We start from the raw sequence: 24,235 nt of genomic DNA, 5'->3' as shown, positions 1-24,235 counted from the left end.
CAATTATTTTATTAATTATCAACAACTTACGATATTCCACAAAAAAGCAATCCCCAGCTTTCCACAGAAAACGGGGGATTATATTGTGTAATGTTTCCACACTTGTTAGAATGGATACCCAATTGCGAAGTTAAACATCAGGTTATCTTTTCGCCATTGGCTATCTCCAAATCGTATATCGTCAACAACCCAACGCTCACCTGACTTATTGTAAGGGATACGCAATGGGAAAGCAAAGTCAAGTCGCAATACCAAAAAAGTAACGTCAAATCTCAAACCTGCTCCTGCGCCTACGGCAAAATCGTGAATGAAATTACCACTAAACTTACCTCCTGGTCTGTCAGACACATCGTTTAAATTCCATATGTTACCCGCATCTACAAATAGTGCTCCGTGTACAATGCTAAACAATTTCTTTCTATATTCTAAGTTCATCTCAAGCAACATATCTCCTGATTGGTCTGGAATAAACTTGCTATTTGTTGTATTTGGATCAAAGTTACCTGGTCCAAGAGTTCTTGCTCTAAAGGCTCTAATACTGTTAGACCCTCCCACAAAAAACTGCTTGGTATAAGGCATATTCTTTGAATTTCCGTACGCTACACCAATTCCAGCGTGCACTCTACTCACTAATTGAGATGTTCTACTCAACCTCAAATAATGTCTAAAGTCGTGTTCTGTTTTCACATACTGACTAAACGGAACCCCTAATACGCTTTTTTCTTTGTCTTTATCTACATTTGCCCCCATCAGTAATCCTGTGATATTTCCTGATAAGTCCACCGATCCTTTATAGTAGAACGTATGCTTTTTAAACTGGCGTGCTGTATTGGTAAACGTGTAAGAATAAGTAGGACCAAATGTCAACTGCTTGTCTAAAATACGCTGCAAGGAAGGATTACCCTCTGCGTATTCTTTATATAGATCAGTAACATCACCCGGGCTTACATAATTCGCCTCAATCACGTTAAACTGGTGTTCTTTGTAAGCATTCTCTTTCCACAAATATCCCCACGATGCCTTAAACGACTTCAATGAGTATAATTGTGTTCTATGTAAATACTCCCCACCTAATACAGCTCTTGTTTTTGGGATATACGCACTTGCCGATTTAAATTCCCACGGTGCTATAATCTTAGGCCACGTTAAACTCGCTTCTAACCCCGCCTTGTAAACATTGTAACCTTTGTTTGTAGACGACATTTGAAAGTCCGCTCCACCGTAAGCAGAAACTGAAAACACCTCAGCACCTCTAAAGAAGTTTTTATTGCTCCAATTCAAGTTAAGCTCCGCACCGTTATAACTTGCTGAGTTTGTCTTTCCAAGCAACTCAAGGCGGATAGCCTTAGGTTTGTCTGGTGTTAAGAAGTAGTAAGCATTCAACTTGTGGTTTAGCGTATCTGAAATCTCAAACTGATTCTTTACAAATTTAAACACCCCTAAACTCACCAATCGGTTTAGCGATAAATTGTGGTCATTTCTATTATACGTCTCCCCATTTTCTAAGTGAATGGTATGGTCAAAAATAGAAGGCTTAAACTTTTCTTTCGGATCCACGATCAAGAAGTCTTTGTACTCCTTAGCCGTTTCTAATTGCTCCTTAATATTCTTGTCCTCCAGCGTATAATCAGAAAAAATAAAAATCTTATCTATGGTGTATGGTTCCAATGCCAACTTTGGCGTTGCCTCTTTTACTCTCAAACGCAAGTCCACCTCGTGTTTTCCAACCGTACTATCCACTTGAACCAACAGGTGGTCTGGACTAAAAAAGTAGTACCCTTTATTCTTTAGGTAATTGTCAAAGCGAACACGTTCATCCTTGATATTGTTTAAATCGTATGCTCTCCCCTTTCTTAAACGCGTAAAACGCATTGCCTTAGTCAGCCATTTGTTTAATTCAGTCGAGTCTTGTGCAAAAGTAAACTCGTGTATTTTGTACTGTTGTTTAGGCACAATCGTATAATCTACACGTCTTTTCTTTTCAGAGACAACCACAGAGTCAGACGATACCTCAACGTTGAAATACCCTTGATTCTCTAACCTATTCGATAAAATAGCGCGGTTTTGGTCCATATCTACTTGGTCAATCAACACAGGCGGTTGCCCCATTTTGTTTCTCAACCATCGTCTCAATTTATTAGTCTTATCTGGGTTACCCCCTAAATTGTAGAAAAACAACTTTGGATGCATTCCTAAAAAAGACGAATTGGGAATAGGGCGTAATAGGCCCTGCAAGCCATCTGCCATTTCCGACTTCTGACTCTTGCTTAAGCTATCACTCTCTATGATAATCTTTCCCCCTGTATATAAATATTCGTCCTCTTTTAAATGACGTGTTGCACTACAAGAAAACAAAAAAGCAAAAACAACACCACCTACTAAAATATGTGTAAACCTACTTTTCATCTTTAACTTCATCTCTCAGTCGTTTTTTTAATTGTCTTTTATCTCTTGAATTTTCAAATAGCTCTTTAAACTTCTCGTAACTCATCGTTATAATAAATCCTACCCCTGTTTCTACAATCTGCCCTTGTAAGGCAACCTCATATCTATTTTTGCGGTACACACGCATTAGGTAACGCCCATCTTTAGACAACGCATACTCTAACTCAATATCCCCAGCAATATTATTTGCCTGTTCATTCTGGCGTTGGTTTCCTTCAACCTCAAAACTACTTCCAACCGTTACTTTAAGTCGATCCGAGAACAAACGCTTAGAAACTGCCACGTTTAAATCCGTTCTATTCTCTCTATTTCCAGATGAGAAATCCTCACTTGACTCCAAGTTAAAGTTTAGCTCCACTCCAGAAATAAGATTACTCGCCAAGTTGTTCAATTGATCTGAAAGCAATCTACTCACACTCTGACGTGCCATAGCCCCTGCTGTCATTCCACCCGCGCTACTTTCAAACGGATTCTCACCAATAAATCTGTTTAACAACAACAAGGCAAACACCTGCTTGTTCATTTCAGACTCATTCGTTCTCAACTGTTCTAACTTGGTTTTTGTGTTGTTAATCACATCACCAGAAACACTTGTAATGCCCTCTTTCAAGCGCAAGTCAAACGATATCTCTGGTTTCAACAACTCCCCTTCCATTTTCAAAAGAGCCTGGAACGGAATACGCTGTTTGTACATATTCTGTTGCGTTGGCGAAAGACCACTTAACTGTCCTCCTAACAAGTCCATAGGCGCTGTACTTGTTTCGTAAATCGCCGTTAAGTTCAACGTAGCATCAGTAGGATCACCTGCCCAAATAATATAACTACCCTTTTCAACCTCAAAACGACGTTTTAGCATATTAAACGACAAGTCGTACGCTCCCTCAGAGAACTCGTATCTACCAGCCAATGTTACCTTACCAGACGGGTCAATCCCTCCAACTAAGTCAGCATTTCCTTTCAGCAATATCTTATCTCCACTTGACTTATCCATCACCATTGTAAAAGCCGCATCTTTGTCAACTTTAATCGCCAAAGAAACATCCAATCCTTTCAAAGCAGAGTTGTTAAAATCATCCTCGTACTTCTTCATCTCTGCCACTTGCAAACTCTCTTGATCAACAAACTCTACGATTCCCTCTCTATCCGCAATACTCGGATCCTCTTGTGGCATTACAAACGTAAAGTCGGTCTTTTTACCAATCTCAATTCCCCCTGTAACCACAGGTTTATTCAAATCACCTTGAATCGAAATACGCGTATCAAACACCAATGTTCCGTAGTACATATCATTGTCCTTCACGGTTGAATTAACCGCTTTAAAGTCTAACGCTGTAATCAACAAATTAAACTTAAAGTCTTGGTACGCCTTAGTCAATATCTGACCATCGATCACTAATAAGTTACCATCCACATCTGTGATACTAAACTTATCCAGCTCAATACCCCTATTTGTAAACGATATCTTTTCATTAATATTTTTAAAATCCGCATTCAAGTCATTCACGTGTAACCCAATGTTATTGAAGTTCAATGCCCCTAAAACACGAGGATCATCAAACTTACCACCCACATTCAGTTTCCCGTTAAAATACCCTTCAGCATTTGAAATATGTTCCTTTGCAAAATACTCAAAAGCATCCATTTGAAGCTTAGCCAAATCAATGTCTAAACTCATCTCTTTGGTATCTGCATCTGCCCATCCGTCTAACTCAATTCTATTGTCGCCTCCTTCTAAAACTACATCTGCTAAGAACTTGCTCGCACTTTCATTTTTCACACCAACGTGTAAATTCCCCATTGCAATCTCCATTGCGTGTAAATCGCGAATATCAATATCAGATACAAATCGCATATCCGTTGTCAAGTCTTTCAAATTCACCTCACCGTTGATGAAACCACTTGCCAATAGCACGTCTTTCTTCACCATTTTAGTCAGCGTTTCAATGCTAAACTCTTTAAACTTGATGCTAAGCGGACTATTCACTTTCTCTTGTTCTGATTCGATGACAAGAGCACTTTTCCCTTGTGTCAATACAAAATCCTTCACATAGAACCCTTCCGGTTTAATCACAAAACGGTTATCTGGATTAACATCCCATTTTGCGTAATCAAGCATAAACCCATTCGGATACAACTTCATAACCATATCCTTTTCATCCATTGCCAGTTCACCCGAAATAACATAACACAACGCACCCGCACTATCTTTCAAGTTCAAGTCATACGCCAATTTGTTATCCTGTACTGCCCCTTTCAAATTCAAGCGTCTCAACCCAATACTCGCATTGGCAATTCGCTCTACACTAAAGCTATACCCCAATGCAGTATAATATGGTTTTACATCAACACTAATATTTGTAATCTCATTATCGCCATATTTCAAAAGCGGAATATTCCCTGTTAAACTAATATAGTTTGAATCAGCATCGTATTTTCCACTAAACGCAATCGGTTTAATATCCGTTAACTCAGGAACTATCTTGTGAATAATCGGATTATCCTTTACGTTAATCGTGTACGTAAAATGTTGGTTATCGGCTTTATGTTCCCCTTCCTTAGCCGGTTTTTCTACCTCGCCATCACTATCAAAATAATGCGCAATTGTCTTTCCAATCTTATCACCTAATTCCGTCAACTTATACTCCCCTTTGATGTTGAAATCAATCAACTGAGAAGTCAAGTTCATCTCTCTATACGCCTCCTTAGCCGTTGCTGTCAGCTCAATTGGCAATAGCGAATACGCGCGTTCTGCAGAAATAAAGTTCACGTCTTTCAAACGCAATTGTCCGTCTAAATCATCAGGCATTACGTTATTCATCTTCGCATCCACCACCGCAGAGAACACGGCAGGTTTATCTTCGATATGTAACTTATGTAAGTCGATATGTTTAAAATCACCCAACATATTCAAGCTAATCCCTTGCTCTGTCCACACCCCATCCGCTTGCAAGTCAAAAGTCAGGTTCGGATCATTGTTCACAGAAGTAACCTTGTACTTTCCGTTTTCAACCGCACCATCCACTTTAAGATTGTTGTACGTATACCCATTAAACTCCGCTTTAGCCACATCAATCACCGCAGTAGCATTAGCAGAAGTAGGTTCAAAGCTCGTTCCATCCGCCTGAATACGCATTGTTAAGTTGCCAATAGAATCGTTTTTAATCAAACTACCCACTTGCAACTCCTTCACATCCGCTAATAGCGAATACTTCTCTTTTCCTTTTCTACGTTGGTCTAAAGAAGCCTTCAAATCCACATTACCAGCCGTTGTTTTCAACGCCAATTGGGTTTGAATAGCCTGCATCCCCCCTTTCACAAAACCGTTTAAAGTCATATGAGCAGGAATCTGAATATTATCAGGAACCACACCTTTAGGCGCCACCCCCATAATATCCTTAGCCGATGTTTGTACTTTGTTTATTTTTAAATCAACGATTGTCTTTTCCGGAACCGGTAATCCTTTAATTCCCCCTTGCACATTAAGCACAGTAGATTGCAAACCAGTAACCATTAATTTATCAATCGTTAGGTCGTCAACCACCCCTTTTACCTTTGCATCAAACGTAAACGTCTTGTTGTTCATTCCCTTCAAACCAGCCTCGTCAAAAACAGTAGGCATTGCTAAATACACGTCTTGTAATCCTAAATGAGAATCCTCAATAGTAGCGTCAATCGACATATTAGCAATATCATCCACTAATTTATTAACATCAACATAGTTTAAAATAATATTTGACTTTATGTGTGTATTAGGCGTTTCAAGAACAAAATCTTTAATAAAAGCCGTTTGTTCACCATACAAGAAATACGTCTTAAAATTGTCTAATTTTAGTCCACTTTGCTCATTAAAAGAAAAGCGTTCTAAGTTACCCACGATATTCGTCGAAGAAAACTGGAAGTCTTTCAACTTGAAGTTCAAATCCGTAATTTCAATGTGGTTAGGGTCTAAACCAAACGCCACTGGTTTCACGTTTGAATCGTCATATTTCACGTTAATCTTGTTCAACGCTAATTCCTTAATACCCAATTTCCAAGGCACCTCCTCTGTTTTCACCTCCTCAGCAGCAGGTTCAGCAGTAGTAGTGTCCTCTTTCTTTTCAGCAGTTTTAGCCTCTTTATTAGGCAACAAACGAACAACACCCGTTGTATCGTCCAGTTTTATCTCGTTGATATCTATCTGTTGATTAACCAAATCAAGACCGTCAAAACTCGCTAAGAACTCGCCAAGAGTTAATTTAGCATACATTTTATTGTCTGCATCATCAAATAAAACCTTACTGTTACTCAAGGTAATTGTACCCAAATTAAGCGTAGGTAAAGCAGTAGGCGTATCCTCACTCGCCTCAGCGATCACCACCTCATTTGCCTTTTCGATACTTGCCAAAGAAGCAGGTAATTTCTTATAATCAACGTCCACTCCATCGATAGCAATCTTAGGCAAAGCAAACTTCATCTCGTCTAAATCGAATTGTTTAAAACGCGTAATGAATTTGTTTAACCCAAACTTCAAATGATGTCCGTCATACTCATCATGAAAACTCAATTGTACTTTGCTCAGGTTGATTTCTCCCACCTCAATTTTCATTGACCCACTCTCTTCCTCCTCCTTATCGTCTTCAGAAGCAAAAGCATCAATAATATAATCAAAGTTGAACTTTCCTAAGCTATCGCGGGTAATATTCGCTTTAAAATCATCTAACTCCACCTTACTCACATCAACAGTGCTTGAGATTAGCTTAAACAAACTAATATCAACCCCCAAATAATTTGTGTATAGTAACGTGTCTTTTTGTTGCGACTCTAAGTAAAGTCCTTTCACAACAATTTTCTTAGGGAAAGCAATTTCAATGCGATCTAAGTGCACAGGCGTACCAATCTTATCTTGCACAAAAGTAATGGCAACATCCTTCACCTTATTTTGAACATAAGGAACTTGAATGGCAACAATGACTAATAGCAGTAAAACAAGGACAGACACGAATATCCACCCTATGATTTTCCCAATTTTTATAGATAATTTCCCCAACGTTTATTTTTTAACATCAAAAATAACAAAAACCATCCCATTTATAGTGTTTATCGCTGTTTAAATTAAAATAATTCTCCTTTTTTTTAGCAATGAAAAACGAACAAGCACAACGTCTTATAATTCGCACAGTAAAAATCACTATTTGAGAATAAACTACAACCATTTAAAGACATAACAAGTAATACAAATTAACACATATCTCGATTAAACTAAGCAAGACAACATTGTTATCGTGATGTTAGTACTAATTTTAGTTCACTAATGATCTATCTCCTTAATGAGGAAATAATAAATAAAATTGAAATACCCGAAGATTTGAAAAATAACACTTTGGAATGCGCTTGAAACCTTAAACACCTTTATGCCGAGTTTTAAACGGACTATGTTCGAGACATCTACCACACAAGTACCAGATTAGTTCGGAAAAACGCCTTTTTCTCGAAGGTGTGTGGTAGTAATGTGGTAGCAATGTGGGATATGAGTCAAACAACCCTGTATTTATAAGGCTTTAAGACCTGTTTAACCTCATAAAAAGAGGTTGTTTTATAGTAGAAGTAACGCTAAAAAGAATAGTAGAGTTTTGCGGTTATAAGCACAAATGGAAAGGGGTAAAAACAAAAAAATCTCCCTAATGGAGATTAACTGATATAATAAAAAAATGGCAAGCTACCTACGTCGCACCGCTACAACCACATACCTTTGCTGCGTTCCCACCCTGGAGGAGTCTGCAGGAGCTGGTCGCGTAGGACTTGCCACTGCAAATATACAACCATTTTGGAGTAATGAAAACAAAATTGAAAATATCCTACAAATAAAAAACTAAGTCCCTCTACCTCAATAAAATCAAGGGTTAAAAAAAATATTGGATTGTAGATAATATAGTCAAAAAAGCCCGTATTTGGTAATAAATACGCCAAGTGGCAAGACTAAAAACAATCGTTTATCATTAAAAACTACCTTATGTTCTATTGGAATATACTCCTAAAAAGTTCGCTAATTGCCCTTTTTTGAAAAAGCCAATAAAGTAATACGCTAAAAACCGTAAGACTATCAAACAATAAAAAGTAGTGAATGTTTTTTTAAGAAAGAAAACAAGATAACATATTTCCGTTATCAAATGGAAAGGGGTATAAACAAAAAAATCTCCCTAATGGAGATTAACTGAGATAATAAAAAAATGGCAAGCTACCTACGTCGCACCGCTACAACCACATACCTTTGCTGCGTTCCCACCCTGGAGGAGTCTGCAGGAGCTGGTCGCGTAGGACTTGCCACTGCAAATATACAACCATTTTATATTTCTACAAGTCTTTTCTACTTTTCCGATAAGATTTGTATATTGTATTAAAATTAAAAAGACGGATGAAAAATTATAATATTCTATTTCCCATAGCCTTAGGCTTTGTTTTAATGAGCTGTTCGAACAATAAAAATTTAGAGAAAAATGTTTTTTCTATTGATACGACGCATTTAAAACAACTTTATGCAGGAAATGAAGACCTAAAATTGTCATTAAAAACAACTGATAACGCCGAAATTGATTCTGTTGCTTACTATTTAAACGACAAAAAAATAGCTACTGCAAAGAATAATGAGGTGCTGAATTACAACTTAGCAAACGAGAAATTGGGCGAAACAATCATCAAAGGAATAGCATATGCTGACGGACAACAAAAAGAGGTGACTACTAAGATTGAGGTAACTTCTCCTGTTACGCCGGTTGCTTATTCATACAGAATAGTAAATACCTATCCGCACGATCAAGAAGCTTACACACAAGGGTTGGAATTTTACAAGGGTACAATGATCGAAAGTACTGGTAATGGTGAAGGTGGTGGAACGGCTATCAACTACCAAGGTACTGGTAAAAAAGGTGTGTCAAGTGTTCGCCACGTTGATTATAAAACAGGACAAGTAACAAAAATACACAAGTTGCCAATGGAGATCTTTGGTGAAGGGTGTACTATTTTAAACGATAAACTGTACCAACTGACTTACCAAAACAAGGAGGCTTATGTGTATAATCCTGAAACATTGGAGAAAATAAAAACATTGCCTTACTTCAAGAATATGGAAGGTTGGGGATTGACAAATGACGGTACGCATTTATATATGACGGGTGGTGATGAAACGATTTATAAAGTGGACCCAGAAACATTTACAGAGGTTGACCAAATCAAAGTTTACATTAACAGAACGGCTGTACAAGGAGTAAACGAATTAGAATGGGTAGATGGTAAAATCTACGCAAATGTTTACGGTCAAAACGCAGTTGCTATTATCAACCCAAAAACGGGAGCAGTAGAAGCGATTGTTGATGTGAAAGAATTATTAGACAAGACAACGTATCACCAAGACCGCGATGTTTTAAACGGAATAGCTTATAATCCGCAAACAAAAACATTCTTCTTAACAGGTAAAAACTGGGATAAGATGTTTGAAATAGAAATCATTAAATAGATTATTTCCTATATAAAAAGCCTCAATAACACGATTTGTTATTGAGGCTTTTTTTTGCTCTTTTATACTTGAGTTATTGTTGCTAATAATCAAAATTAGCACAGTTGGCATCAGGCGTACAATCCCCTATTCATACAAGCTAACCCCGTTTACATCAGTGGTTAGCACATCCGACATATAGTCAAAAAATGGACGCATTGCCTCAAACGTTTTAATCACTTCATCCGCAAAACCTGGTTTTAATATCTCTTTATCTGTAAAGGAACGCATAACCAAAAACTGCTTCTTGCGCAATAAGTCAATGGCAGGATGCTCTTTGTCAAATCCCTTAGGACAAGTTTTCAATTCTTCACCTACTAAATCGCCAAAATACGCTTGAAAACGCTTGTCTTTAATAATATCGCGCAACTCACTATCATCCATTTCAATCTCCTTTCGAATACGCAATAAGTCCTCTTTATTAGGTTCCCAAAAACCACCACCAACAAAACTCTTTCCAGGCTCAATATTGATGTAATACCCTCCTCTTAACAACGGTTTATTACGTCCTAAGTGTAAACCGAAATACGTTTTATAAGGTGTTTTATCCTTAGCAAAACGCACATCTCTATAAATGCGATGTACGTGAAACAAATCCACCCCATCGTGCTGTTGCATCGTTTCATACACCTCTTTAAAGAAGTCTTTCACCTCTGCAAATAGCTTGTCGAAATACGGTTTATTGTCTGCAAACCAAGGCTTGTTGTTATTCTGACTAAGCGTTACCAAAAAATCTAAGTGTTCTTTCTGTAGCGACTTCATATAAATGATTTAAGTGTTTTCCAATGATTTAATTTGTCTTGCAAGCTCATCCTTGCATTAGCCCCGCTGGGCGATGGCATTGTTACAAAGGTAATACCTTCTATGGTACCAATGTACTTTTTGAAATACTGTGCTGCCTTTTGACTGGAGAACACAATGGTTTTAATTGTAGGATACGCTTTTAGCAAGCCCACAATATCATTAGGCACCTCTCCTTTGATCTTACTATCTAAGCTCCCTTCCCGTTCACACGACTGCAAAACGTCCCACAACGCAATCCCGTGTCGTCTTAACAATTCCTTCTTTAGCTCGTAATCAGTAGTCATTTCTTCTTCAAACACCCCAAATAAGATAGGCCAAAAGGCATTTTGTCTATTGCCGTAATACTCTTGTCCCTCTAACGACTTCACACTGGGCATCGTTCCAAGCACAAGAACAGTGGCATTATCACCTATCAACGGTTCAAAAGAAGCAATACGCATTTCATTCTTCATACCGATAAAGATAGGTGTTTTCTGAAATAGTCCCCAAAAAAAACACATCTTAGAAATAATATGCCAAAATAAGACAAACTACGTAAAACATTGGCAACACAAAACAACGAACAAACTATCAATCAACACGATGAGTTAAAATTTTTATAATTTTCATAGTGTTTTTTATAACTAAAAAGAGAAATAAATAATTTTGCGCAAAATAAAAATAAAACACGCTTTAATAGACAAAAAGCCAACATATAGCACAATAACATCTATTAAAAGTACAAATCAACATAATAACAAAACAAAAACTTAATATTTACGCTATGATTAAAAAACAATTATTTTTCTTTGGTTTGACAATGTTATTAACCTTAGGAAGCTGTAGTAAAGGAGATGATAACAACATCGTAAACCCAGAGCCACACAAAGGAGCACCTATATCTGCACCTATCGCTCCTCCTACAAAAACACAACAAGTTGACTTGGTAAGAGAAATTCAAATTACCAATAACAAAGCAGGAAAGGTAACAACTTCAAAAACTGTTTTCACTTACAATGCTGACAATACATTAAACACTGTAAGTGGATTAAAAACAAGCCCTTCTTTTGGTGCTGAGGATATTCGCTATGTGTACAGCAACGGAAAGGCAACTGCTTTTGTATCACAAAAAGGAATTAAAGGAGAAGATGTGTATGAGTTTACTTTAGCCCCAAATGAGAAAAAAGCCATCTCATTAAAGGTAACTTTAGCTGATACAGAGGATACGAACAGACGTTACGACTTCTCATACAACGAGCTAAACCAACTTGTAAAAATTGAAAATACAAGTGACCTTAATCACGATATTGAAGAGTATATTTGGGAAGAAGGAAATCCTTTAAAAACAAAAGGGCGTACACATATATCAGATTCTTATAGAAGATCGGATGTTTTAAACAATAGCAATATTGATTTAAACGTACTTATTGCAGGTTACCCTAACTTCATTAACCCAAGATACGCTGCTATTCAGGGATTATTAGGTGTAAAAGCACCTAACTTATTACAGCAATATGAAACATCTCGTAGAAGATTCTCTTATACGTATCAGTTAAATGAAAAAGGAGCTGTATCTCAAGTGGTCAGAACAATATTCCACAAAGATGAAAACGTAACTGAAACAACCACATTTGACATCAAATACTAAGCGTATTTCAGTTTACCATAAGCAAAGTCCAACTACATTTAGTTGGACTTTTTTTAGTTATCACAACTTATTTTGCTCATTTACAGACGTAAAATTATACTTAAAAAGAGTTTATTGTTCAAGTCTTAAACAGCAGTAAGCTATGAAACAACACATTACAAACCACATACACAAAAACAGCCTCAAACGCACATAGATAAAGGATTATTAGTAAATTTGCCCCACTTAAAAACACTTATTAAATACACCACAAATGTCATTTGCAATAGGAATCTATATACCGGTTTCGCCCGAATACGTTTTAACACCTACTGTCATTTACGCTGATAAACTAAGCGGAATATATTTTGAAACTGATAACGATAAATTTGGAAGAGTAACCTTTCAAGGGTTAGACTCGATCAAGGTTTCAAGAGGAGAATACTTACCTTTCGGACAAAACATTACATCGGCTACAGACGAAGTCGTTTGGATATACAAAATAATCAACTCTTCTTGGTTAGGAGAGCGTTACAACTACGAGAAGAAACACTACGGTACAGAATACGAATTTGGTGGAAACGTAACGGAAATGCTAACAGATTACTCTCATTACATTTTCCAGTTTCACGACCAATTTATTGAAGTTATCGCTAAAGGTTTTTGGTATGAAGTGGCTGACGAATGTTTGCTAAACAAACCTTTACAACTGGGACATCCTTTCTTAGAGTTGCCAAAAGAAAACACCTCAACTATTCTTGTACGAGGATTGGCTACAGAGGTTACAAAAACAACAAAATCAGAAGACGAGATATTGAGTGACGCACAATTGTGTTCTCAACGCTTAATCGACTTCAGCATTCAAATAGGAGACAAACCAAAGGTGGACAATACCTTATCTGTATTTATGCGAAACGGTGAACCTGTCAGCGTATTGAAAGGATATTTCTCTGCTACACCTATTGAATTTCCAGGAATTGCTACTTTAGAAGAAGCAAGACCATACATTGAGAAATATATGCTTGAAATAGTGAATAGACGTCAGAATATGGGACTTAACTAAAAGCCCTGTCTAAAACTATATAAAGACTATCGTGTTGCCTTATTTCGTTTATTCTTCGCTATTAGAAGGTAAACGAAATGAGTAACAATAGTCAACCCTCCCCCTCCTAACAAGAAAAACATAAATATTCCTAAATCCGGCATACCACAACGTGGCCCATTAGGCAATACATCAGGATAAAACAAAGGCGGTATCACAAAGATATACATCACTAAGATTAGTGCAACTACCGCGTGTTTCCACAATCGCAATCCCTTTGCGTCTAAAAGCACACTCAGTACAAGTTGCATTATCCATATCCCTACAACGGTAGCTATCATCATTTGATACCAATTTTAAAGTCAGAATAAAAATAATAATTCTCAGTAAAACAGCCTAATAAAAATTACTTCTGTCCTTTTATAAAATACAATGAGCCGAATAGCTTAATTATTCGGCTCATGTTTATAGGGTATTTTGAGCCGAATAAGCAATATATTCGGCTCACACCCTTCTCTCAAAAAAGTAAGTAAACAAAAAAAGCCGAGTCTATAACAGACTCGGCTTCCACTTTATAACAATTAAATGTCGGATATCCGATTATTTAACTTCTTCGTAATCTACATCTTGCGTACCATCAGCATCAGTACCTCCTTGGTTTGGTTGCGCTTGTTCAGCACCACCTTGTTGTCCTTCAGCTTGCGCTTTGTACATTTCCTCAGAAGCAGCTTTCCAAGCCTCGTTAATTTTGTCTAACGCAGGTTGAATAGTAGCAACATCTTTTGTTTCGAAAGCTTTTTTCAATTCCTCTAAAGCACCTTCGATGTTAGATTTATTGTTTGCAGATAATTTATCTCCAAATTCTTTCAATTGTTTTTCCGTTTGGAAAATCATAGCATCAGCCTCGTTGATTTTCTCAACAGATTCTTTTGCTTTTTTATCAGCATCAGCATTAGCTTCAGCCTCTTTTTTCATTCTTTGGATTTCTTCTTCAGTTAATCCAGATGAAGCCTCGATACGGATATCGTGAGATTTACCTGTTCCTTTATCAGTAGCAGATACTTTGATAATACCATTCGCATCAATATCAAAAGTTACTTCAATTTGAGGCACTCCTCTTTGTGCTGGTGGTAAACCGTCAAGGTGGAAACGACCGATAGTTTTGTTATCGTTAGCCATTGGTCTCTCTCCTTGTAATACGTGGATTTCAACCGATGGTTGGTTATCCGCAGCAGTAGAGAATACTTGAGATTTTTTAGTAGGAATAGTAGTATTCGACTCAATTAATTTAGTGAATACACCTCCCATAGTCTCAATACCTAATGAAAGTGGCGTAACGTCTAATAACAATACGTCTTTAACATCACCTGTTAATACCCCACCTTGGATAGCAGCACCAATAGCTACAACCTCGTCTGGGTTAACACCTTTATGTGGTTTTTTACCAAAGAATTTTTCAACTTCTTCTTGGATTCTCGGGATACGAGTAGACCCACCAACTAAGATTACTTCATCAATATCAGATTTAGATAATCCAGCGTCTTTTAATGCTTTCTCACAAGGGATCATTGAACGACGTACTAAATCGTCAGATAATTGTTCAAATTTAGCTCTTGTTAAAGTTTGCACTAAGTGTTTAGGTCCAGAAGCAGTAGCCGTAACATAAGGTAAGTTAATCTCTGTTTGTGTAGCAGAAGACAACTCAACTTTAGCTTTCTCAGCAGCCTCTTTCAAACGTTGTAATGCCATAGCATCTTTACGTAAGTCAACTCCTTCAGCAGCGTTAAACTCATCAGCTAACCAGTTGATGATTACGTTGTCAAAGTCATCCCCACCTAAGTGAGTATCTCCATTAGTAGACAATACTTCAAACACACCATCACCTAATTCAAGGATAGAGATATCGAAAGTACCACCCCCTAAGTCATATACTACAACTTTTTGGTCTTTTCCTGTTTTGTCTAATCCGTAAGCTAACGCAGCCGCTGTAGGCTCGTTAATAATACGTCTTACTTTTAATCCTGCAATTTCCCCAGCTTCTTTAGTAGCTTGACGTTGTGCATCGTTAAAATATGCTGGTACAGTGATTACTGCTTCAGAAACTTCTTGTCCTAAATAGTCTTCAGCTGTTTTTTTCATTTTTTGCAAAGTCATTGCAGAAATCTCTTGAGAAGTATATAAACGTCCGTCGATATCTACACGAGCAGTGTCGTTGTCTCCTTTTAATACTTTGTAAGGAACAGCGCTAATTTCGTTAGAAATTTCACTGAATTTTTCTCCCATAAATCTCTTAATAGAAGAAACTGTTTTTGTAGGGTTAGTTACCGCCTGACGTTTAGCAGGGTCACCAACTTTAATTTCTCCACCTTCTACGAATGCTACTACTGATGGTGTAGTTCTTTTACCTTCTGCATTAGGGATTACTACTGGCTCGTTACCTTCCATTACTGAAACACATGAGTTTGTAGTTCCTAAGTCAATACCGATTATTTTACTCATAATATCTTTATAGTTTATTTTTATACAATTTGTTCATTTCTGAGCTTCAAGCTCGGTTACTATTAAACAATCTCTGTGCCAACACAAAAAAATGACACTTTTCAGCCTTTTAAGACAAATACTCGCATTTTAATATGTCAGATTGTCATTTTCATTACTATTACTTCATTAATTACAGCCCATTTCGTCAGTCTAACGCTGACAGCAATATGCTTGAAATTCCACCAATAAACGGTAGATTTCCCTCTTTTGTACTAAGAACAGGGAATATTGACGTTAAAAAACCGATTAATGATGTATTCCTTTTGCTGTATAACGAGTATATGCCTTGCTTTTTGTAGATAAACGTTTATAAGCACATCACTCTTTGTGATAAAACAACAAGCATCAGTACATCGCTATTGAGATAAGCAACGATCATAAGTACATTGCCTTGTATAGATTCCCATTTATGAGAATCTCTCTATTGAGATTAGGCAACACGTATAAGTGCATTGCCTTGTGTAGATACCCGTTTAGATGAATGCCCCTATTGAGATTAAGCAACACGTATAAATGCATTGCCTTGTGTAGATGCCCGTTTATGAGAATCTTTCTATTGAGATTAGGCAACACGTGTAGATGCATTGCCTTGTATAGATTCCCATTTATGAGAATCTCTCTATTGAGATTAGGCAACACGTATAAATGCATTGCCTTGTGTAGATACCGTATAATGTAGAGCCTACAACTATAAGTGTATTAGCATTTACTTTAACAAGGCAAGATGTAAGATTGGATACGCCTTACCCTGGTCATCCTGTTCAGAACGACCGATCTGTGTAAATCCACAATGCAGGTAAAAACCAACCCCTTGTGTGTTTTGTTCATTCACATCTACTTTAGAAACGTTCATTTGCTCCACAGCATACCTAAGCAACTGCTTGCCTACGCCTTGTCCCCTATATGCGTTATCAATAAACAACATCTCCAAGCTCTCTTCCGCAATTCCCATAAACCCAACCAATACGCCACTTGCATTCTCAAGTGCATACAAATTTACATATTGAAAATACGTTGGAATATTTGCTTTATAGTATTCAAAATCCTCTTTATGCAGAAAGTCGTGTGTATTTACAACCGCACTCTCCCATATTTCCATCAACCTTGGGTAATCCCCTACCTTTACTTTTCTTATCATCCCTATCGATTTTGATTTACACTATATAAAACACAAAAATCATTCTTCTTTTGCTTATAACCGCATAGCACACACATAAATTTGTAATACAATCTACAAGGGGATAAACAGAGATGAGCTATGATTGCATTTAGTACTGCAAGATTACGGAGTTATAATCGCTATAAACAGAGATGAGCTATGATTGCATTTAGTACTGCAAGATTACGGAGTTATAATTGCCATAAACAGAGATAAACTGGGGTTCAAGCCTATTAAAAACAGTGGATGTAGAAAGATAACAAACCTTGTGTTGATTAATCTTTACTCCTCCGCAATCTTATTTATGTTGTAAAATTCGCCAAAAAGTAGATGGCGCACAATTATTTCAAAAAAAAGTACATTTTTTTTCACATCATAAAACTATCATTGTAAATAAGTTAAGAGAAACACTGCATTTTTTATTCAAAAAATTACAGCTGAACCCTTGACACGTATCACATTTGTGCTATCTTTGCACTCGCAATACAGAACAACTGTATACGACCGGAGAAATGGCAGAGTGGTCGAATGCGGCAGTCTTGAAAACTGTTGACTGTAACAGGTCCGGGGGTTCGAATCCCTCTTTCTCCGCAATAAACACTGATACTTAATCAGTTAAAGCATAAACACCCAATTTTACACCCAAAAATGTAAAGTTGGGTTTTTTAATTTAGGTTACAAAAAATCTAATGGACTTGGTGTCGATTTCTTATCTACATCTGTAATATGAGTGTAAATCATGGTTGTTCTAATATCACTATGCCCTAATAATTCTTGTACAACCCGAATGTCAATTCCGCTTTTTATTAAATGTGTGGCGTATGAATGACGCAAAGTATGCACACTGCCTTTTGTTACAATATTGGCTTTTTTCATTGACTTTTTCAAAACTAACTGAACACTTCTTTCGCTGTATTGCTCATCATTAGTTCCTTCAAATAAAAATATTTTGGGTTTATATTCAATATAATATTCTCGCAACAAACTTAATAACTTATCAGGTAAAGCTACTAGCCTATCTTTATTCCCTTTGCTTTGTTGTATTAATAGTAAATTACTGTCGGATTTTACATCGGTTAGTTTAAGATTTATTAACTCACTTAAGCGTAATCCACAACTGTAAATAGTGGTAAGAATTGCTTTATGCTTTAAATTTTCTGTAGCATTTAATATTTTTCTCACTTCTTCTTGAGAAAAGAAAGTAGGCAGTTGGGTTGATTTTCGTTTAGGATATAAATAATTTAACTCTATCGATTGATTATTGACCAACTCATAAATCTTCTTAATTGCCCCAACTAAAGAGCGTTGATAAGATGCACTAATATTGTCTTGAAATACTTTTTCATTAATAAAACCCTCTATTTCAGCAATAGGTATTTCGTTGAGCGTACGATATTTATTCATATACTCTAAGAATATTTGTGCATAACCACAATACGATTTTATGGTATTATTGGCGTAGCGTTGCACTTGCAATCGGTCGTGTAAGGTTTTTAATATTGTTTCGCTATCCATACTTAAATAAATCTAATTTAACCTATTTTGTTTCGCTATCCACAAAAAATAACTTACTAAGTATCTAATTTACAAAAAAGTAATTATATTAGCAACAGATTTTACGAAATGCGCATATAGGTGTTATTTTACGAAACTACACCGTGTTTTATTTCGTGAAATAACAATGTTATGTGCCATTTTTGAATGACAATGCGAATAGATACAGACAAACAAATGAATTTACTTAGTGATAAGAACGTTGCAATAATTGGTGGTGGACCCGTTGGACTGACTATGGCAAAATTATTACAGCAAAACGGCATAGACGTTTCAGTTTACGAAAGAGACAACGACCGAGAGGCAAGAATTTTTGGTGGAACCCTTGACCTACACAAAGGTTCAGGTCAGGAAGCAATGAAAAAAGCGGGATTGTTACAAACTTATTATGACTTAGCCTTACCAATGGGTGTAAATATTGCTGATGAAAAAGGCAATATTTTATCCACAAAAAATGTAAAGCCCGAAAATCGATTTGACAATCCTGAAATAAACAGAAATGACTTAAGGGCTATCTTGTTGAATAGTTTAGAAAACGACACGGTTATTTGGGATAGAAAACTTGTTATGCTTGAACCTGGTAAGAAGAAGTGGACACTAACTTTTGAGAATAAACCGAGTGAAACAGCAGATTTGGTTATTCTTGCCAATGGCGGGATGTCCAAGGTAAGAAAATTTGTTACCGACACGGAAGTTGAAGAAACAGGTACTTTCAATATACAAGCCGATATTCATCAACCAGAGATAAACTGTCCTGGATTTTTTCAGCTATGCAATGGAAACCGGCTAATGGCATCTCACCAAGGTAATTTATTATTTGCTAACCCCAATAATAATGGTGCATTGCATTTTGGAATAAGTTTTAAAACACCTGATGAATGGAAAAACCAAACGCAGGTAGATTTTCAAAACAGAAATAGTGTCGTTGATTTTCTTCTGAAAGAATTTTCCGATTGGGACGAACGCTACAAAGAATTGATTCATACGACGTTGTCATTTGTAGGATTGGCTACACGGATATTTCCTTTAGAAAAGCCTTGGAAAAGCAAGCGCCCATTACCCATAACAATGATTGGGGATGCCGCACATTTGATGCCGCCTTTTGCAGGGCAGGGAGTAAATAGTGGGTTGGTGGATGCCTTGATATTGTCTGATAATCTAGCCGATGGAAAATTTAATAGCATTGAAGAGGCTGTTAAAAATTATGAACAGCAAATGTTTATCTATGGCAAAGAAGCACAAGAAGAATCAACTCAAAACGAAATTGAAATGTTTAAACCCGACTTTACGTTTCAGCAATTGTTAAATGTATAAAATGGAATAAAACGGCACATAAAGGGTTGGTTAAGCGAAATTTTCCGTATATTCGTTTCGTTAAAACAGATGTTAGCGGGCATTGTGAAAGATACCAGCATAACAGTTAAACATTGATAAATGAAAAAAAAACTACTTTGGATATTAATTTTAGGACTGATAATAATCAGTTGCAAACAAAGGAAAACAGAAATGAAAGAGAAAATAATTAAAACAAACGGCATTGAACTCTGTACGGAAAGTTTTGGAAATAAGAAAAATCCAGCAATCCTTTTGGTAGCAGGTGCAACCGTATCAATGCTGTATTGGGACACTGAATTTTGCCAACAATTATCTGAAAAAGGATTTTTTGTTATTCGTTACGACAACAGAGATGTAGGAAAATCCACTAATTATGAACCAGGTTCTACTCCATACGATATTGTTGACTTAACTAATGACGCTATTTCAATATTGGATGGCTACAAGATTGACAAAGCACATTTTGTGGGGATTTCTTTGGGCGGACTAATTTCTCAAATAGCATCAATAAAGTTTGCCGACAGAGTTAACTCCTTAACTCTTATGTCATCAGGCCCTTGGGGAGACTCAGACCCAACTATACCTGAAATGGACACGAGTATTTTAGATTTCCATAGTAAAGCAGGTACAGTCAATTGGACAAATGAAGACAGTGTGGTAAACTATTTAATTCAGGGTGCAGAATTAATGAGTGGCAAGAAACAATTTGACAAACAAAGAAGTGAAAAACTGATAAGAGCTGAGTTCAATAGAGCCAACAATTATATAAGTATGTTCAATCACGCTGCATTGCAAGGTGGTGAAGAATATTGGAACAGATTAAACGAAATCAAACAACCCACCTTAATTATCCACGGAACAGACGACAAAATTTGGCATTATAAGAATGCAGGTTTTTTACAAGAAAAAATAAAAGGTTCAAATCTAATCACCCTTGAAGGTACAGGACACGAATTACACGTTGATGATTGGAAATCAATTATTGATGGAATAGAAAAACACATAAATGACTGATAAACAAAAACAACGCCCCGCGTGGGCCTATACGCTGCCGGCAGCACTGCTGCTGATGGCTCCTTTCGACATCCTCGCTTCACTGGCGATGGATATTTATCTCCCTGTCGTTCCAGCGATGCCCGGCATCCTGAACACGACGCCCGCTATGATCCAACTCACGTTGAGCCTCTATATGGTGATGCTCGGCGTGGGCCAGGTGATTTTTGGTCCGCTCTCAGACAGAATCGGGCGACGGCCAATTCTACTTGCGGGCGCAACGGCTTTCGTCATTGCGTCTCTGGGAGCAGCTTGGTCTTCAACTGCACCGGCCTTTGTCGCTTTCCGTCTACTTCAAGCAGTGGGCGCGTCGGCCATGCTGGTGGCGACGTTCGCGACGGTTCGCGACGTTTATGCCAACCGTCCTGAGGGTGTCGTCATCTACGGCCTTTTCAGTTCGATGCTGGCGTTCGTGCCTGCGCTCGGCCCTATCGCCGGAGTATTGATCGGCGAGTTCTTGGGATGGCAGGCGATATTCATTACTTTGGCTATACTGGCGATGCTCGCACTCCTAAATGCGGGTTTCAGGTGGCACGAAACCCGCCCTCTGGATCAAGTCAAGACGCGCCGATCTGTCTTGCCGATCTTCGCGAGTCCGGCTTTTTGGGTTTACACTGTCGGCTTTAGCGCCGGTATGGGCACCTACTTCGTCTTCTTCTCGACGGCTCCCCGTGTGCTCATAGGCCAAGCGGAATATTCCGAGATCGGATTCAGCTTTGCCTTCGCCACTGTCGCGCTTGTAATGATCGTGACAACCCGTTTCGCGAAGTCCTTTGTCGCCAGATGGGGCATCGCAGGATGCGTGGCGCGTGGGATGGCGTTGCTTGTTTGCGGAGCGGTCCTGTTGGGGATCGGCGAACTTTACGGCTCGCCGTCATTCCTCACCTTCATCCTACCGATGTGGGTTGTCGCGGTCGGTATTGTCTTCACGGTGTCCGTTACCGCGAACGGCGCTTTGGCAGAGTTCGACGACATCGCGGGATCAGCGGTCGCGTTCTACTTCTGCGTTCAAAGCCTGATAGTCAGCATTGTCGGGACATTGGCGGTGGCACTTTTAAACGGTGACACAGCGTGGCCCGTGATCTGTTACGCCACGGCGATGGCGGTACTGGTTTCGTTGGGGCTGGTGCTCCTTCGGCTCCGTGGGGCTGCCACCGAGAAGTCGCCAGTCGTCTAACCGACGACTGGTAGCAGGCCCGCTCCGATGCGGCGCACTAACCATCGAAACCTCGTGAATGTCGGTATCCTGTCTGGCAGGATACCGCTCATTTCCCTTGTTCAGTTCATCGCCGTCGCCGAGCATCTGAATTTTCGGCATGCGGCCAAGGCACTTGGTATCAGCCAGTCGAGCGTCAGCGCGCGTGTGAAAGCGCTGGAGGATAACCTTGGTGTCCTGCTATTTGAGCGCCATGCGCGGGGCGTTCGGCTAACAGACGCAGGCAGGCACTTCATGGAGCGTGTCACGGCGGGTGTCGATCAACTCGATCACGCAGTGAAGACCGCGGAGTGACGGGCACTGGCTGGCAATGTCTAGCAACGGCAGGCATTTCGGCTGAGGGTAAAAGAACTTTCCGCTAAGCGATAGACTGTATGTAAACACAGTATTGCAAGGACGCGGAACATGCCTCATGTGGCGGCCAGGACGGCCAGCCGGGATCGGGATACTGGTCGTTACCAGAGCCACCGACCCGAGCAAACCCTTCTCTATCAGATCGTTGACGAGTATTACCCGGCATTCGCTGCGCTTATGGCAGAGCAGGGAAAGGAATTGCCGGGCTATGTGCAACGGGAATTTGAAGAATTTCTCCAATGCGGGCGGCTGGAGCATGGCTTTCTACGGGTTCGCTGCGAGTCTTGCCACGCCGAGCACCTGGTCGCTTTCAGCTGTAAGCGTCGCGGTTTCTGCCCGAGCTGTGGGGCGCGGCGGATGGCCGAAAGTGCCGCCTTGCTGGTTGATGAAGTACTGCCTGAACAACCCATGCGTCAGTGGGTGTTGAGCTTCCCGTTTCAGCTGCGTTTCCTGTTTGCCAGCCGGCCCGAGATCATGGGGTGGGTGCTGGGCATCGTTTACCGCGTCATTGCCACGCACCTGGTCAAGAAAGCGGGCCATACCCACCAAGTGGCCAAGACGGGCGCGGTCACCCTGATCCAGCGTTTTGGATCGGCGCTCAATCTGAATGTTCACTTCCACATGCTGTTTCTCGACGGTGTGTATGTCGAGCAATCCCACGGCTCAGCGCGTTTCCGCTGGGTCAAGGCGCCGACCAGCCCAGAGCTCACCCAGCTGACGCACACCATCGCCCACCGGGTGGGTCGCTATCTGGAACGGCAAGGCCTGCTGGAACGGGATGTCGAAAACAGCTATCTGGCCTCGGATGCGGTGGATGACGACCCGATGACACCCCTGCTGGGGCACTCGATCACTTACCGTATCGCTGTCGGTTCACAGGCGGGGCGAAAGGTGTTCACTTTGCAAACTCTGCCGACCAGTGGTGATCCGTTCGGTGACGGGATTGGCAAGGTAGCCGGGTCCAGCCTGCACGCCGGCGTGGCGGCCAGGGCCGATGAACGCAAGAAGCTCGAACGGCTGTGCCGGTACATCAGCCGCCCGGCGGTATCCGAGAAGCGGCTGTCGTTAACACGAGGCGGCAACGTGCGCTACCAGCTCAAGACGCCGTACCGGGACGGCACCACGCACGTCATTTTCGAACCATTGGATTTCATTGCAAGGCTGGCCGCCCTGGTACCGAAGCCCAGAGTCAACCTAACCCGCTTCCACGGGGTGTTCGCACCCAACAGTCGGCACCGGGCGTTGGTCACGCCGGCAAAACGGGGCAGGGGCAACAAGGTCAGGGTGGCTGATGAACCGGCAACACCAGCACAACGGCGAGCGTCGATGACATGGGCGCAACGGCTCAAGCGTGTTTTCAATATCGACATCGAGACCTGCAGCGGCTGCGGCGGCGCCATGAAAGTCATCGCCTGCATTGAAGACCCTATAGTGATCAAGCAGATCCTTGATCACCTGAAGCACAAAGCCGAAACCAGCGGGACCAGGGCGTTACCCGAAAGCCGGGCGCCACCGGCTGAGCTGCTCCTGGGTCTGTTTGACTGACGAGCCTGAAGGCCAACGATACCAATCAAAATGCTGCGTTCACAGCGCCGCGG

16 protein-coding genes, 1 tRNA gene and 2 other RNA genes are annotated in these 24,235 nt (G+C 39.7%); 9 read left to right on the top strand and 10 right to left on the bottom strand.

Annotation, left to right across the window (positions count from 1 at the left end):
• Positions 1–105: 105 nt before the first annotated feature.
• The 4 genes from GQS07_RS08890 to ffs (GQS07_RS08875) all read right to left on the bottom strand — a co-directional run bounded on the left by GQS07_RS08890 (position 106) and on the right by ffs (GQS07_RS08875) (position 8,748).
• Positions 106–2,418, bottom strand: a complete 2,313-nt coding sequence (locus GQS07_RS08890; RefSeq protein WP_158210481.1) for a BamA/TamA family outer membrane protein — start codon at positions 2,416–2,418, stop codon at positions 106–108.
• Entirely contained in the window at positions 2,396–7,471 is a 5,076-nt protein-coding gene (locus GQS07_RS08885; protein WP_158210480.1) for a translocation/assembly module TamB domain-containing protein, read from the bottom strand. Before GQS07_RS08885 ends, GQS07_RS08890 begins: the two co-directional genes overlap by 23 nt.
• Positions 7,472–8,130: 659 nt before the next feature.
• Positions 8,131–8,229: signal recognition particle sRNA small type (ffs, locus tag GQS07_RS08880), an RNA gene on the bottom strand.
• Positions 8,230–8,649: 420 nt separating this feature from the next.
• An RNA gene (gene ffs / locus GQS07_RS08875) (signal recognition particle sRNA small type) lies at positions 8,650–8,748 on the bottom strand.
• A gap of 88 nt (positions 8,749–8,836) precedes the next feature.
• Between ffs (GQS07_RS08875) and GQS07_RS08870 the strand changes: the two genes are divergently transcribed.
• A complete protein-coding gene (locus GQS07_RS08870) occupies positions 8,837–9,934 on the top strand; it encodes a glutaminyl-peptide cyclotransferase (RefSeq protein ID WP_158210479.1) in 1,098 nt (365 codons plus the stop codon).
• A gap of 126 nt (positions 9,935–10,060) precedes the next feature.
• On the opposite strand, the gene GQS07_RS08865 is transcribed toward GQS07_RS08870, so the two are convergent.
• Positions 10,061–10,735 (bottom strand): DUF2461 domain-containing protein, encoded by a 675-nt coding sequence (locus tag GQS07_RS08865; protein WP_158210478.1) that lies wholly within the window; start codon positions 10,733–10,735, stop codon positions 10,061–10,063.
• Complete coding sequence (locus GQS07_RS08860) at positions 10,732–11,229, bottom strand: DNA-deoxyinosine glycosylase (RefSeq protein ID WP_158210477.1); 498 nt, start codon at positions 11,227–11,229, stop codon at positions 10,732–10,734. Before GQS07_RS08860 ends, GQS07_RS08865 begins: the two co-directional genes overlap by 4 nt.
• A gap of 311 nt (positions 11,230–11,540) precedes the next feature.
• Here GQS07_RS08860 and GQS07_RS08855 point away from each other — a divergent pair, with 311 nt between their 5' ends.
• Both GQS07_RS08855 and GQS07_RS08850 read left to right on the top strand, forming a co-directional pair.
• A complete protein-coding gene (locus tag GQS07_RS08855; protein ID WP_158210476.1) occupies positions 11,541–12,404 on the top strand; it encodes a DUF4595 domain-containing protein in 864 nt (287 codons plus the stop codon).
• A gap of 253 nt (positions 12,405–12,657) precedes the next feature.
• Positions 12,658–13,446: a hypothetical protein gene (locus GQS07_RS08850; RefSeq protein WP_158210475.1), complete on the top strand. Its 789-nt coding sequence runs from the start codon at positions 12,658–12,660 to the stop codon at positions 13,444–13,446.
• A gap of 26 nt (positions 13,447–13,472) precedes the next feature.
• Here GQS07_RS08850 and GQS07_RS08845 read toward each other — a convergent pair whose 3' ends face one another.
• From GQS07_RS08845 to GQS07_RS08835, 3 genes are all read right to left on the bottom strand, one after another.
• Entirely contained in the window at positions 13,473–13,769 is a 297-nt protein-coding gene (locus GQS07_RS08845; RefSeq protein WP_158210474.1) for a hypothetical protein, read from the bottom strand.
• A 256-nt stretch (positions 13,770–14,025) separates the two neighbouring features.
• Entirely contained in the window at positions 14,026–15,924 is a 1,899-nt protein-coding gene (dnaK, locus tag GQS07_RS08840; protein ID WP_158210473.1) for a molecular chaperone DnaK, read from the bottom strand.
• Positions 15,925–16,672: 748 nt separating this feature from the next.
• Positions 16,673–17,104: a GNAT family N-acetyltransferase gene (locus GQS07_RS08835; protein WP_158210472.1), complete on the bottom strand. Its 432-nt coding sequence runs from the start codon at positions 17,102–17,104 to the stop codon at positions 16,673–16,675.
• A 527-nt stretch (positions 17,105–17,631) separates the two neighbouring features.
• Between GQS07_RS08835 and GQS07_RS08830 the strand changes: the two genes are divergently transcribed.
• Positions 17,632–17,716 (top strand) — tRNA-Ser (locus GQS07_RS08830).
• Positions 17,717–17,800: 84 nt separating this feature from the next.
• Here GQS07_RS08830 and GQS07_RS08825 read toward each other — a convergent pair.
• Positions 17,801–18,640: a tyrosine-type recombinase/integrase gene (locus GQS07_RS08825; protein ID WP_006260881.1), complete on the bottom strand. Its 840-nt coding sequence runs from the start codon at positions 18,638–18,640 to the stop codon at positions 17,801–17,803.
• Between the two features lie 186 nt (positions 18,641–18,826).
• On the opposite strand from GQS07_RS08825, the gene GQS07_RS08820 reads away from it, so the two are divergent.
• The 5 genes from GQS07_RS08820 to GQS07_RS08800 all read left to right on the top strand — a co-directional run bounded on the left by GQS07_RS08820 (position 18,827) and on the right by GQS07_RS08800 (position 24,182).
• Positions 18,827–19,993 carry a tetracycline-inactivating monooxygenase Tet(X2) gene (locus GQS07_RS08820; protein ID WP_008651082.1) on the top strand — a complete coding sequence of 389 codons (1,167 nt, stop codon included), beginning with the start codon at positions 18,827–18,829 and terminating at the stop codon, positions 19,991–19,993.
• Positions 19,994–20,185: 192 nt separating this feature from the next.
• Entirely contained in the window at positions 20,186–21,028 is an 843-nt protein-coding gene (estT, locus tag GQS07_RS08815) for a macrolide hydrolase EstT (RefSeq protein ID WP_229103106.1), read from the top strand.
• A complete protein-coding gene (gene floR, locus GQS07_RS08810; protein WP_014053560.1) occupies positions 21,021–22,244 on the top strand; it encodes a chloramphenicol/florfenicol efflux MFS transporter FloR in 1,224 nt (407 codons plus the stop codon). The genes estT and floR overlap by 8 nt, the downstream gene beginning before the upstream one ends.
• Positions 22,245–22,271: 27 nt before the next feature.
• Positions 22,272–22,577 carry a LysR family transcriptional regulator gene (locus GQS07_RS08805; protein ID WP_001255015.1) on the top strand — a complete coding sequence of 102 codons (306 nt, stop codon included), beginning with the start codon at positions 22,272–22,274 and terminating at the stop codon, positions 22,575–22,577.
• Between the two features lie 111 nt (positions 22,578–22,688).
• Positions 22,689–24,182 (top strand): IS91-like element ISVsa3 family transposase, encoded by a 1,494-nt coding sequence (locus GQS07_RS08800; protein ID WP_001120888.1) that lies wholly within the window; start codon positions 22,689–22,691, stop codon positions 24,180–24,182.
• The last annotated feature ends 53 nt before the right edge of the window (positions 24,183–24,235 follow it).

The organism is Myroides phaeus, from assembly GCF_009799805.1.
Lineage (GTDB): Bacteria > Bacteroidota > Bacteroidia > Flavobacteriales > Flavobacteriaceae > Flavobacterium > Flavobacterium phaeum_A.
The sequence above is the reverse complement of the archived record's forward strand: the minus strand, read 5'-3'. Positions and strand labels throughout refer to the sequence as shown.